This window comes from Bradyrhizobium sp. BLXBL-01, from assembly GCF_051853025.1.
GTDB lineage: Bacteria > Pseudomonadota > Alphaproteobacteria > Rhizobiales > Xanthobacteraceae > Bradyrhizobium.
In genome coordinates this window covers 393402-406292 of sequence record NZ_CP182471.1, presented here as the reverse complement: position 1 = coordinate 406292, position 12891 = coordinate 393402, and the positions used below count along the sequence as shown (strand labels likewise).

The window sequence follows — 12891 nt, the reverse complement described above, 5'->3', positions numbered from 1 at the left end:
GTCGGTCAACAGCCGTTTGAATTCAGCAACTGCTTCCGTCGATAGCCAAGTGCAACGATATCTTCGCTTGTGATCTCGGTGCGCGCGAAAGCCGCGAGCAATTCCTGATTGTTCGTGGCCAGCCGCTTGATCTGGATGGGGTCGAGGAGGAGCTTCTCCAGATCGGCGTCCGTGACGTTAATCTTGCCCTCTTTTGGGAAATGGATGCGCTTGATGTTGGAAAGGAATTTCAGAAGCGTTGCAACTTCCGCGGGACGAAGCGCGAAGTATTCCCGTCCGCGACCATTGCCTGTGAATTTTTGAATCGTGACACCTTGAAACGAGCGATCATCCTCAACAAAGGTCGCCTTTATCTGGAAGCGCCCGCCTTGCGTGGTGCGGAGGACGATCTCGTCCTTCACAGTCGCGAATTCATACCCGCCCGCCCCGTCGATGTACTTGTTGGCGATTCGAAACCGCCGACCGCTAAGCGTCGGAAACGAAGGGCCGACATAAGTCTTGTCGGTCCTGCTTCGCAAATGGACCGTATACTCGTCGGCATCCACAGGCAGGCCAATCTAGCCAGATCGGCTGGGATTCAAGGCAGCATAACCTACAGGGCGGCGTGTTCTGGTTTTGTTTTTGTTGTCGCACAAATATTGTAATATGCTCGGGATTTCCGATGGTAGAATATACCTGGTAGGGTACCAAGGAACCTCGACATGGCGCTTAGCATCAAGGACCCCGAAACGGAGCAATTGGCGCGAAGCCTGGCCCAATTGACCGGCGAGAACATCACGACTGCAACAAAGCGCGCCATCGAGGAGCGACTGCGCAGGCTCGGCAGTCAAACTCGCAAGGACGCATTGCTGGAGGACATGGCCGAGATCAGGCGACGTTGGAGCGAAATGCGAGTTCTGGACGATCGCACGCCGGAGGACATTCTCGGATATGACGAGCACGGATTGCCACGCTGATGGTAATCGATACGTCGGCGATCGTGGCAATCGCGCTCAATGAAGCCGACGCAGCGGATATCGAGCGACTGATCGTGGACGATCCGATCCGCCTGATCTCAGCGGCAACGGTGCTTGAAGCAACGATGGTGATCGAGACACGGTTAGGTGACGCGGGCGGGCGCGAGCTCGATCTCTGGCTCGTCAAGATCGGCGCCGAGATCGTGGCAGTCGATGCCGGACAAGCCGATGCAGCACGGCGCGCCTGGCGGCGTTACGGGAAGGGACGTCATGCCGCGTCGCTCAACTACGGGGATTGCTTTTCCTACGCGCTGGCCATGACCCGCAGCGAACCACTGCTGTTCAAAGGTGCGGACTTTGCGAAGACCGACGTTAGCCGGCCAGGCGTGGCGCCGCCGCTATAACGCGCCGAAGCAAGAACCTACTCACACAGCTCATAGGCGTCCTCGACGACATACGGGCCACCGCCGGTGGAGGCGCGCGAGGAGAACAGCACGAAGCGTTCCGCCATGAACGCCTTGCTCGGGAAGTAGCCGCGGATCGAGAGATAGTCGGCGACGTCGCGGTCGGAAGCGTCGTGTAGCCGCGCGAGCGTGACGTGGGGGATGAACTTGCGTCCCTCGGGGTCGAGGCCGATCCGCTGCATCATGCGCTCGAGCTCGGCCTGCAATTCCATCAGCGGCTTGCTCGGCGCGATGGTGGCGACCACTGCGCGCGGCTTGCGGCCGCCGAAGCTGGTGAGGCCCTGCACCTTCACCTCGAACGGCTTGCGGTCGACGCGAAACAGCATCGAGGCGATCTCGTTGGCGGAAGCGCCGTCGATGTCGCCGATGAAGCGCAGGGTGACGTGATAATTTTCGGGATCGATCCAGCGGGCGCCGGGGAGGCCGCCCCTCAAGTTGGAAAGCGACTGGCCGATCTCGGCCGGAATTTCCAGACCCGTGAACAAACGCGGCATCGTTTCGCACTCCCGATGCTTGGGTACAGTCCTCGAAGTGCGAGAACCATATCCAAATTAGAGCCGGCGACGAATCACCGGTACCCTGATTCCTATCGCAGTTGTGTGACTCTGCGAAGCATGCCGCGCCTCACCCCGGTAAAACCCTGGGAATTAGGGTTAGCGTTGCCTGGTTTTCAACGCCGTTGCTCAGCGATCGTGCCAATGAATGCCTCCACCGTGGGCATGATCCTGCCGACGATGATGTCGACGCCCTCAGCGGTCGGATGAATGCCGTCGGCCTGGTTGAGCTTGGCGTCGGCCGCGACGCCCTCGAGGAAGAACGGATAGAGCGGCACGTCGAATGTCTTGGCCAGATCCGGATAAATCGAATTGAAGCGCGCGGCGTATTCGGCGCCGTAATTCGGCGGCGCCAGCATGCCGCAGAGCATGACTGAAATCTTTCGCGCCTTGAGCCGCTGGACGATGTCGGTCAGCGCCGCGCGCGCCACGTCGGGATCGATGCCGCGCAGCGCGTCATTGGCGCCGAGCTCGACGATGACGCCGTCAGTTCCATCGGGCACCGACCAGTCGAGCCGGTCGCGGCCGCCCGAGGTGGTGTCGCCGGACACCCCGGCATTGGACATGTCGACCTTTATGCCTTTGGCCTGTAAGGCTTTTTGAAGCTTTTGGGGGAACGCCTCCTGGGCCGGAAGGCCGAAGCCGGCGCTCAGGGAATCGCCGAGAACGACAAGCTTGACTGGTTTTGTCGCGCCTGCCCAAGCCGGGTTCGCCATCGTCATGAAGGCGAGCATCAACACGGCTATGTGCATGAACAATCCGTAACGCCTCTCGACCCCGCGTGCGGAGTTGCCATATGACCGGACCATGGACACTCGCATCGACCTCTCTTCGCTCGCCGCTACTGCCGCGGACACCATCGCCATCTCCAACGTCAATCTGTCATTGGGCACGGGCGCGGCACGCGTTCACATCCTCAAGGATATCAGCCTGCGCGTCGCCTCGGGCGAGACGATCGGCCTGATCGGCCCGTCAGGCTCGGGCAAATCCACGCTGCTGATGGTGATGGCGGGGCTGGAGCGTCCTGACAGCGGAGAGGTGGTGGTGAATGGCACGCCTTTCAATGCCCTCGACGAGGACGCGCTGGCGCGCTTCCGCGGCCGCCAGGTCGGCATCGTCTTCCAGTCCTTCCACCTGATCCCGACCATGACGGCACTGGAGAACGTCGCGGTGCCGCTCGAGCTCGCCGGCAATCCCGACGCCGCCAAGCGCGCGGCAGAGGAGCTGCAATCGGTCGGGCTCGGCGACCGCCTGCATCATTATCCGACGCAGCTCTCCGGCGGCGAGCAGCAGCGCGTCGCGCTCGCCCGCGCGCTGGCACCCGATCCCGCGATCCTCGTCGCGGACGAGCCGACCGGCAATCTCGACGAAGCGACCGGAAAGCAGATCGTCGACCTGCTGTTCACCAAGCATGCCGAGCGCGGCATGACCTTGGTGCTGGTGACGCACGATTCCTCGCTCGCACGCCGCTGCGACCGCGTCATCCGCCTGCGCTCCGGGCGCATCGACACGCAGTCTGCGCCGGCATGAGCGCCGTGGCCGAACCGTTCGCGAAGCCGAACGCCGTCGCGCTGTCGCTGCGCTACGCCTTGCGCGAATTGCGCGGTGGCCTGCGCGGCTTCTATGTCTTCATCGCCTGCATCGCGCTCGGCGTGATGGCGATTGCCGGCGTCGGCTCGGTGTCCGCCAGCCTGAGCGATGGTCTCGCACGCGAGGGCCGCACACTGCTCGGCGGCGACGTCTCGTTCGTGCTGTTCCAGCGCGAGGCCAAGCCGGAAGAGGTCGCGTTCCTGCGCTCGCACGGCACGCTGTCGACCGCCGCGACCTTGCGCGGCATGGCGCGTTCGGCTGACGGCAAGCTGGCGCTGGTGGAGATGAAGGCGGTCGACAGCGCCTATCCGATGCTGGGGCAGCTGACGCTGGCGCCGCCCCTGCCGATGGCCGATCTGCTCGCCGAGCGTGACGGTGCGTTCGGCGCCGCCGCCGATCCGACCCTGCTGGCGCGGCTTTCGCTCAAGACCGGCGACCGCGTCACCATCGGCGCGGCGACCTTCCAGATCCGCTCGAGGGTCGAGGCCGAGCCCGACAAGCTCGCGGGCGGCATCGGCTTCGGGCCGCGCTTTTTGATCAGCGAGGCGGCCTTGCGCGCCACCGGCCTGATCCAGCCCGGCAGCCTGGTGCGCTGGGTCTACCGGGTCAAGCTGCCAGAGGCTGCGAACAACGAGCGCGCCACCGAAGCCTTCATCGCGGATGCGCGCAGCGCCGCGCCGCAAGCCGGCTGGGAGATCCGCAGCCGGTCCAATGCCTCGCCGCAGCTCGAACGCAATATCAGCCGCTTCACGCAGTTCCTGACCCTGGTCGGCCTCGCCGCGCTGCTGGTCGGCGGCGTCGGGGTCGCCAATGCCGTCAAGAGCCACATCGACCGCAAGCTCGAGGTGATCGCCGCCTTCAAGGCCGTCGGCGCCACCGGCCGGGACGTGTTCGGCATCTATTTGGCGCAAGTGGTCCTGCTGGCGGCGATCGGATCCGTGATCGGCCTTACGCTCGGCGCCGCGATGCCCTTTGCCATCGTCGGCCTGTTCGGCAAGCTGCTGCCGCTGCCGGTGGTGCCGGCCGTGCATGCCGACGAGCTCGCGCTGTCCTTCGTCTACGGCCTCCTCACTGCGCTTGCCTTCGGCCTGTGGCCGCTCGGGCGCGTGCACGACGTGCCGGTGGCCGCGCTGTTCCGCGACACCATCAGCTCCGAATGGCACCGGCCGCGTGCGGGCTATCTCGTGTTCATGGGGGTCGTGATCGCACTGCTCGTCGCGGTCGTGATCGGCCTGTCGTTCGACAAGCGCATCGCCGCGGTGTTCGTGGCCTCCTCCGTCGTCGTGTTCGCCTTGCTGCGCGGCATCGCCGCCCTGCTGATGACGATCGCACGCCGGCTGCCGCGGACGCGGCTGCCGATGCTGCGGCTGGCGATCGCCAACATCCACCGGCCGGGCGCGCTGACGCCCTCGGTCGTGCTGTCGCTGGGACTCGGGCTCGCCGTGCTCGTCACCATCACCCAGATCGACGGCAATCTGCGCCGGCAGTTCCTGGCCGCGCTCCCCGACCAGGCACCGTCGTTCTTCTTCATCGACATTCCGAGCGCGCAGGCCGAGCAGTTCGACGCCTATCTGCACCGGATCGCCCCCGGCGCCCGAATCGAGGACGTGCCGATGCTGCGCGGGCGCATCGTCGCCGCGCGCGGGGTGCGCGCCGAGGAGCTCAAGCCCACAACCGATTCCGAATGGGTGCTGCAGAGCGACCGCGGGCTGACCTACACCGCCGAGCTGCCCAAGGGCTCCAAGGTGGTCGAGGGCGAGTGGTGGCGCGCCGATTATTCCGGCCCGCCGCTGGTCTCGATGGAGAAGAAGATCGCCGACGGGCTCGGCCTCAAGCTCGGCGACGAGGTGGTGGTCAACGTGCTCGGCCGCGACATCCCGGCGAAGATCAGCAATTTGCGCACGATCGACTGGCAGGGGCTCGGCATCAATTTCGTCCTGGTGTTCTCGCCCAACGCCTTCAAGGGCGCGCCGCACACCCACATCGCGACGCTGACGGAAGCGGGCGGAAATGCGGCGGGCGACGGCAAGATCATCAAGGAGATCGCCGACGCCTATCCGATGGTGACGAGCGTGCGCGTGCGCGAGGTGATGGAGACGGTCGGCTCGGTCGTGACCAATCTGGCACTGGCGATCCGCGGCGCCAGCGCCGTGACCCTGATCTCGGCGATCCTGGTGCTGGGCGGGGCGCTCGCCGCCGGCCACCGCCACCGGGTCTATGATGCGGTGATCCTGAAGACCCTGGGCGCGACGCGGCTGCGGCTGCTCGGCGCCTATGCTCTCGAATACCTCCTGATCGGCCTTGCCACCGCGGTGTTCGGGGTGATCGCCGGCAGCATCGCGGCGTGGATGATCGTCACGCGGCTGATGACGCTGAGCTTCGTCTGGCAGGCCGGCAGCGCCGCCGGCGTGGTCGCGGCCGCGCTGGTCGTCACCGTCGGGCTCGGGCTTGCCGGCACGCTGCTGGCATTGAACAAAAAGCCCGCGACGGTGTTGCGAAATTTGTGACAAATTGAAGCGGCGGATCGACCCGGAATCGCCCCGGTTTCCGCGATTAACCACGCTGCTCGTCAGCTCCGCGTCAGGATTGCCGCCAAGGGCGACATTCGGCCGCGCGTGGAAGGTTGCAGCGAATGTGTTAGTTTCCCACATATCGAATGGGTTCGGGGCCCCGATTGTGAGCCAAAATTTAGTCGGCTGGCAGCGGTCTCCGAGATAGAATTTGACGAACCGGCGGCATGGCGACCCTCATGCCGGACCGGACCAACCAACGGGAATTCGACCATGTCGGACCTAGACCGTAACTACGCTTCTCCTTTCGGCAGGGCCGCCGGGCGTGTCGACGCCGCGACGGTCGATGCCGGCCTGCGCGCCTATATGCTGCGCATCTACAACTACATGAGCATTGGCCTGGCTATCACCGGCCTTGCCGCGCTCGGCGTCTACATGGCCGCCGTGACCGACGTCCCGACGGCGGACGCCGTCCGCGTCGGCAAGCTGTTCCTGACGCCGTTCGGCTACGCCATGTTCGTCAGCCCCCTGAAGTGGCTGTTCATGCTCGCGCCGCTCGCGATGGTGTTCGTGATCTCGGCGGGCATCAACCGTCTGGCCCCCTCGACCGCCCAGATCCTGTTCTGGGTGTTCTCGGCGCTGATGGGCATCTCGCTGTCGTCGATCTTCCTGGTGTTCACCCACACCTCGATCGTGCGGGTGTTCTTCATCACCGCGGCCACCTTCGGTGCGTTGAGCCTCTACGGCTACACCACCAAGCGTGACCTGACCGGGATGGGCTCGTTCCTGTTCATGGGCCTGATCGGCATCATCATCGCCAGCCTGGTGAACCTGTTCCTGGCCAGCTCGATGCTGCAGTTCATCGTCTCGGTGGTCGGCGTGCTGGTGTTCTCGGGCCTCACCGCGTGGGACACCCAGCGGCTGAAGAACGACTACATCTACGGCTATGCCTCGGCCGGCGGTGACATCGCAGAGCGTGCGGCCATCACCGGCGCACTGTCGCTGTACCTGAACTTCATCAACCTGTTCACGCTGCTGCTGCAGCTCCTCGGCCAGCGCGAGTAGGCGACAGGACCGAGCGAACGACACGAACCCCCGGCCGAGAGGCCGGGGTTTTTGTTTGGGGCGGGAGCGCGCCACACGCTCAATGTCATCGCCCGCGAAAGCGGGCGATCCAGTATTCCAGACGCAGTCGTGATTGACCGAGAGGCCGCAGCGTACTGGATTCCCCGCCTTCGCGGGGAATGACGGCGGAGAAAGTGGAGGGTCCGCTCGCAATGCCGGGGGTGGAGGCGGCGGAACCCCTTCCGGCCGCCGCGGGAAGACTCTAATCTTCCCGCCATGTCCGCACCCGATATCAGGCCCACCACCGAGGCCGACCTTCCCGCCATCACCGCCATCTACCAGCAGGCCGTCCGCGAGGGCACGGCGACGTTCGAGCTGGAGCCGCCTGACCTTACGGAGATGACGCGCCGCTATCGCGCGCTGATCGACGGCGGCTATCCCTACTTCGTCGCCATGCTGGACGGACGCGTGGCCGGCTATGCCTATGCCGGCGCTTACCGGCCGCGGCCGGCCTACCGCTTCACGGTGGAGAACTCGATCTATCTGGATCCGTCCTTCCACCGCCGCGGCGTCGGCTCAATGCTGCTGGAACGGCTGATCGCCGAATGCGAGACGCGCGGCTTCCGCCAGATGATCGCGGTGATCGGCGATTCCGCCAATGCCGGATCGATCGGCGTGCACACAAGGTGCGGCTTCAAGATGATCGGCACGCATCCCAGCGTCGGGCTGAAATTCGGGCGCTGGCTGGACACGGTGATGATGCAGCGCGACCTCGGCGAGGGCGCGCGCACGGTGCCGGGGAAGTAAGCTCGGTTTCGTAGGGCGGGCAAAGCGCAAGCGTGCCCACCGTTCGCGGCGATTGAGATAGGACGTGGGCACGGCGCGGTGCGCCTTTGCCCACCCTACGGCAGCGTTCGTGCCGCTACACTACCGCCAGCTTGCGATCGATCACCAGCAGCACGCGCTCGAGCTCGTGGCCGCGGCGCAGGATCAGGCCGGTCGCCGAGATCACGCTGTACATGCCTTGCTTGCGCGCGAGGCGCGGGTCCTTCTCGATGCGGTAGATCGGCACTTCCGAGGCACGGCGATAGACCGAGAACACGGCGCGGTCTTTCAGGAAGTCGATGGCATAGTCGCGCCACTCGCCGTCGGCGACCATGCGACCGTAGAGATTGAGAATCCGGTGCAGCTCGAGCCGGTTGAAGGTCACCCGGTTCGGCGGCGCATGCGCCGCGGCGGGACGCGCCGCCGCGCGCTGCTCGCTCGGCTCGGCATCCTCCGACGTCAGACTCATGGGAAGCGCCTCCTCATCGCACGGCTATGACCCGGGTCCGCGAAGACCGTCCCGGGAACCGCGTTCATGACACTTGCATGATTGCGCCAACCGTTCCGCGCCGCAAGGGGCTCAACCGGTCGAATCGACAGTGCGTCCGGGCACACGCAAGGGTGGAACTCCGTCGCGGCAAACCGTCACGGGATCGTTAGCAGGAATCATAGTATCGCCGCTTTTCCGCCAACCGCCCGCCGCCCTGCATTGCGAAAAGACTGGTGTGCGTTGACCCGGTCCTTTCGGTTCCGGATTCCTCAGCCCCCAGCCCCCCGGGGTCGAACAGGATCGGGTCTGTACGCACGACAAGGAGGGCCAACGCAAGTTGGTCCTTTTTTGTTTGTGTCGCGATGTTTCCGGCCACTGTCATTCCGGGGCGCGCCTCTTGGCGCGAACCCGGAATCCATTGCTCAGCTTGCACAATGGATCGATGGATTCTCAGGTGCGCAATTGCGCAGCATAGCTCGCGCTTCGCGCGCCCCGGAATGGCGAAGCATCAATTGCTGAGACGTTCTGCTTGCTTCAATGCAGCGACGTGTACGCCGCACCCAACATCGGGCCCGGTCGCTCGCGGCTGCCGTCCTGGACGTAGACCACTGCGCCGTCGACGCCGTCGCGCGTGAGATTTTCGATCGGCACCGTCCAGCTCTCCGGACGGCCGGTCCAGTCGCCGACCTTGAGCAGGTTGCGCACCACGTTGTGATAGGTGACCTGCTGTCCGCGATTCTCGCCGCGGGTGATCGCGATCGGCACCGACTTGGCGATCGAGCAGATCCAGACCTCGCCATGCGAGACCGTGGGCTCCTTGCTCGCGGCCACCGACACGTTGATCTGCTTGCCCGAGAGCGACATCGTCACCGGCACGCTCATCACGCCGTTGCCCTTGTCGGTCTTGCCGATCGCGTTCTCGATGCCGGCGCGATCGCTGCCGATGACATGCGTGGAGCCGTTGACCACGACCTGTGGCGTGTAGACCTCGCGGTCGCCGCGCATGCGCGAATAGGCGCGCTGCCGTGCAGAGAAACGCGAATCCGCCAGCGTGTCCTTCCAGCCGAGATAGTCCCAATAATCGATCGGCATGCTCAGCGCGATGACCGAGGGATCCTTGGAGAGATCGCCGATGATCTGGTCGGCGGGCGGGCAGGAGGAGCAGCCCTGCGAGGTGAACAATTCGACGACGGCGCGGGGATCAGCCTCGGCAGGACGAATGACGGCGATGATCGCACATATGCCGAGAGCTCCCGACCAGAGGGCACCGGACCAACGTGGAATCAGATGGGAAGCCGTCATTGTCGTCATGTCGAACGCCGCACACCGTTGCTCTCAGAGGGAAATCTTATCGCCGGATGGTCACCGTAGTCTTACGGGGCGCGGTACATTCATCCGTCCGGGCCACCGTCCAAGGGGAGGTTTTCCGCCGGGCGGGCCCATCTGAAGCGTACCGCAAACGCGCGAAGGCGGCCTTTGATAGGCCGCCTTCGTTAAGGCTTCTACTCACTTCGCAGTGAGCCATCGTTCACAAATCCGCGCTTACGCCGCGAGCTTGCGCAGCACGTAGTGCAGGATGCCGCCGTTGCGGTAGTAGTCGAGCTCGTCCAGCGTATCGATGCGGCAGAGCAGCGAAACGCGCTGCAGCGAACCGTCGCCGGAGACGATCTCCGCGGTCAGCTTCTGGCGCGGCTTGAGGTCGCCGACGAGGCCGCGCAGCGTGACCTTCTCGTCGCCCTTGAGGCCCAGCGACGACCAGGAGGTGCCTTCCTCGAAGGTCAGCGGCAGCACGCCCATGCCGACCAGGTTGGAGCGGTGGATGCGCTCGAAGCTCTGGCAGATCACGGCGCGCACGCCGAGCAGGCGCGTGCCCTTGGCGGCCCAGTCGCGCGAGGAGCCGTTGCCGTATTCGGCGCCGGCGAACACCACCAGCGGCACCTTCTCTTCCTGGTACTTCATCGCGGCGTCGTAGATCGACATCTGCTCGCCGTCGGGCCAGTGCTTGGTCAGGCCGCCCTCGGGGATGTTGCCATCGGCGCCCTTCAGCATGAAGTTCTTGATGCGGATGTTGGCGAAGGTGCCGCGCATCATCACTTCATGGTTGCCGCGGCGCGTGCCGTACTGGTTGAAGTCGGCCGGACGCACCTGGTGCTCGCTGAGATATTTCCCGGCGGGCGAGGTGAGCTTGATCGAGCCGGCCGGCGAGATGTGGTCGGTCGTGATCTTGTCGCCGAACATGGCGAGGATGCGCGCCTCGACGATGTCGGTGACCGGCTCCGGCTCCTTCTTCATGCCATCGAAGTAAGGCGGGTTCTGCACATAGGTCGAGGACATGTTCCAGCGATAGGTCTCGCTCTCGACCGTCTTGATCTTGCGCCAGTTGGTGTCGCCCTTGAACACGTCGGCGTACTTCTTCTTGAAGATCGACGCGGTCACGAACTTCTTCATGAAGGCGTTGATCTCCTTGGTCGTCGGCCAGATGTCCTTCAGGTACACCGGCTTGCCGTCCTTGCCCTCGCCGAGCGGCTCGGTGGCGAGATTCTTGGTGACGCTGCCGGCAAGCGCATAGGCGACCACCAGCGGCGGCGAGGCCAGGTAGTTCGCCTGCACGTCCGGCGAGACGCGGCCTTCGAAGTTGCGATTGCCGGAGAGCACGGCGGCCGCGACGACGCCGTTGTCGTTGATCGACTTCGAGATCTCCTCGGGCAGCGGACCGGAATTGCCGATGCAGGTGGTGCAGCCGAAGCCGACCAGATTGAAGCCGACCTTGTCGAGATCGGGCTGCAGACCGGAATTGGCGAGATATTCCGCGACGACCTGGCTGCCGGGGGCGAGCGAGGTCTTCACCCACGGCTTGGCCTTGAGGCCCTTGGCGGCCGCGTTGCGCGCGAGCAGGCCTGCGCCGATCAGAACGCTCGGGTTCGACGTGTTGGTGCAGGAGGTGATCGCGGCGATCACGACGTCGCCATGGCCGATATCGAAGTTCTTGCCTTCGACCGGGAAGCGCTTGGCCGGCTCCTCGGCCTTCTTGTACTCGCTGGCGAGCGCGAGCGAGAAGCCGTCCGCGACGGTGGGCAGCGCGATGCGGCCTTCGGGACGCTTCGGACCGGCCATCGACGGCACGACGTCGCCGAGATCCAGGGTCAGCGTCTCCGTGAACACGGGGTCGGGCGACTTGGCGGTGCGGAACAGGCCCTGCGCCTTGGCATAGGCCTGCACCAGCGCAACGCGGGCCGAGGCACGGCCGGAGGTCTTGAGATAATCGAGCGCGGCGGCATCTACCGGGAAGAAGCCGCAGGTCGCGCCGTATTCGGGCGCCATGTTGGCGATCGTCGCCTTGTCGGCGACCGAGAGGTGGTCGAGACCGGGACCGAAGAACTCGACGAACTTGCCGACCACGCCGAGCTTGCGCAGCATCTGCGTCACCGTGAGCACGAGGTCGGTCGCGGTGACGCCTTCCTTCAGCGCGCCCTTCAGCTTGAAGCCGACGACATTGGGCAGCAGCATCGACAGCGGCTGGCCGAGCATGCAGGCTTCCGCCTCGATGCCGCCGACGCCCCAGCCGAGCACGGCAAGACCGTTGACCATGGTGGTGTGCGAATCCGTGCCGACCAGCGAATCGGGATAGGCGACCTCGAAGGTGCCGCTCTTCTTGCCGACCGTCATCTTCTCCTTCTTGGTCCAGACCGTCTGGGCCAGATATTCGAGGTTGACCTGGTGGCAGATGCCGGTGCCGGGCGGCACGACGGAGAAGTTCGAGAACGCCTTCTGGCCCCACTTCAGGAACTCGTAGCGCTCCTGGTTCTGCTTGTATTCCTCGGTGACGTTCTTGCCGAAGGCCTTGTTGTCGCCGAAGAAGTTCACGATCACGGAGTGGTCGATGACGAGATCGACCGGCACCAGCGGATTGATCTTCTCGGCATCGCCGCCGAGCTTCTGCATCGCGTTGCGCATCGCGGCGAGGTCGACCACCGCGGGCACGCCGGTGAAGTCCTGCATCAAGACGCGCGCCGGGCGGAAGGCGATCTCATGCTCCAGCGACTTCTTGCGCAGCCATTTCGACACCGCGACGATGTCTTCCTTCTTGACCGAGCGGCCGTCCTCGTTGCGCAGCAAATTCTCGAGCAGGACCTTCATCGAATAGGGAAGTTTGGAAATTCCCTTCAGACCATTCTTCTCGGCGGTAGGCAGGCTGTAATAGACATAGGTCTTGGCGCCGACCTTGAGGGTCTTTTTGCATTTGAAGCTGTCGAGCGAGGTCATGTAGGAGATCCCAATTGTTAGTTATACCCGGCAGGGTATTTTAACACCGTCAGCGTATCAGGCTGGGCCGCTTGCAGGGGCAGGTTGAGTTGCTGCATCAAGTAGTTCCGGGCTTATAGAAGCTTTCTAACCGCGCCGCCACAGCCACTATCGTGCTGCAGCAATCCGCGAGCC

12 protein-coding genes are annotated in these 12891 nt (G+C 64.5%); 6 read left to right on the top strand and 6 right to left on the bottom strand.

The features are described from left to right. Positions 1-5: 5 nt before the first annotated feature. Complete coding sequence (locus tag ACNJYA_RS01965) at positions 6-545, bottom strand: hypothetical protein (protein WP_439401936.1); 540 nt, start codon at positions 543-545, stop codon at positions 6-8. Between the two features lie 156 nt (positions 546-701). Here ACNJYA_RS01965 and ACNJYA_RS01960 point away from each other — a divergent pair, with 156 nt between their 5' ends. Both ACNJYA_RS01960 and ACNJYA_RS01955 read left to right on the top strand, forming a co-directional pair. Beyond that, positions 702-956: a type II toxin-antitoxin system VapB family antitoxin gene (locus tag ACNJYA_RS01960; RefSeq protein ID WP_212257661.1), complete on the top strand. Its 255-nt coding sequence runs from the start codon at positions 702-704 to the stop codon at positions 954-956. After that, on the top strand, positions 956-1360 hold the full coding sequence (locus ACNJYA_RS01955) for a type II toxin-antitoxin system VapC family toxin (protein ID WP_212257662.1): 405 nt from the start codon (positions 956-958) through the stop codon (positions 1358-1360). Before ACNJYA_RS01960 ends, ACNJYA_RS01955 begins: the two co-directional genes overlap by 1 nt. A 17-nt stretch (positions 1361-1377) precedes the next feature. Here ACNJYA_RS01955 and thpR read toward each other — a convergent pair whose 3' ends face one another. Then, a complete protein-coding gene (gene thpR, locus ACNJYA_RS01950; protein ID WP_172788842.1) occupies positions 1378-1914 on the bottom strand; it encodes an RNA 2',3'-cyclic phosphodiesterase in 537 nt (178 codons plus the stop codon). A gap of 176 nt (positions 1915-2090) precedes the next feature. Next, the gene (locus tag ACNJYA_RS01945; RefSeq protein WP_439403524.1) at positions 2091-2726 is read right to left on the bottom strand and encodes an arylesterase; all 636 of its coding nucleotides are present in this window, start codon (positions 2724-2726) and stop codon (positions 2091-2093) included. Positions 2727-2781: 55 nt separating this feature from the next. On the opposite strand from ACNJYA_RS01945, the gene ACNJYA_RS01940 reads away from it, so the two are divergent. From ACNJYA_RS01940 to ACNJYA_RS01925, 4 genes are all read left to right on the top strand, one after another. Then, positions 2782-3504: an ABC transporter ATP-binding protein gene (locus tag ACNJYA_RS01940; protein WP_439401935.1), complete on the top strand. Its 723-nt coding sequence runs from the start codon at positions 2782-2784 to the stop codon at positions 3502-3504. Continuing rightward, positions 3501-6071, top strand: coding sequence for an ABC transporter permease (locus ACNJYA_RS01935; RefSeq protein WP_439401934.1), 2571 nt, complete (start codon positions 3501-3503; stop codon positions 6069-6071). Before ACNJYA_RS01940 ends, ACNJYA_RS01935 begins: the two co-directional genes overlap by 4 nt. A gap of 276 nt (positions 6072-6347) precedes the next feature. Continuing rightward, positions 6348-7139 (top strand): Bax inhibitor-1/YccA family protein, encoded by a 792-nt coding sequence (locus tag ACNJYA_RS01930; protein ID WP_172788845.1) that lies wholly within the window; start codon positions 6348-6350, stop codon positions 7137-7139. Between the two features lie 276 nt (positions 7140-7415). Then, positions 7416-7946 carry a GNAT family N-acetyltransferase gene (locus ACNJYA_RS01925; RefSeq protein WP_212257666.1) on the top strand — a complete coding sequence of 177 codons (531 nt, stop codon included), beginning with the start codon at positions 7416-7418 and terminating at the stop codon, positions 7944-7946. A gap of 115 nt (positions 7947-8061) precedes the next feature. On the opposite strand, the gene ACNJYA_RS01920 is transcribed toward ACNJYA_RS01925, so the two are convergent. The 3 genes from ACNJYA_RS01920 to acnA form a co-directional block, all read right to left on the bottom strand. Further along, positions 8062-8433, bottom strand: coding sequence for a DUF2794 domain-containing protein (locus tag ACNJYA_RS01920; RefSeq protein WP_172788847.1), 372 nt, complete (start codon positions 8431-8433; stop codon positions 8062-8064). Positions 8434-8988: 555 nt separating this feature from the next. After that, a complete protein-coding gene (locus ACNJYA_RS01915) occupies positions 8989-9765 on the bottom strand; it encodes a DUF1223 domain-containing protein (protein WP_172788848.1) in 777 nt (258 codons plus the stop codon). Positions 9766-9996: 231 nt separating this feature from the next. After that, the gene (acnA, locus tag ACNJYA_RS01910; RefSeq protein WP_439401933.1) at positions 9997-12717 is read right to left on the bottom strand and encodes an aconitate hydratase AcnA; all 2721 of its coding nucleotides are present in this window, start codon (positions 12715-12717) and stop codon (positions 9997-9999) included. Positions 12718-12891: the final 174 nt, after the last annotated feature.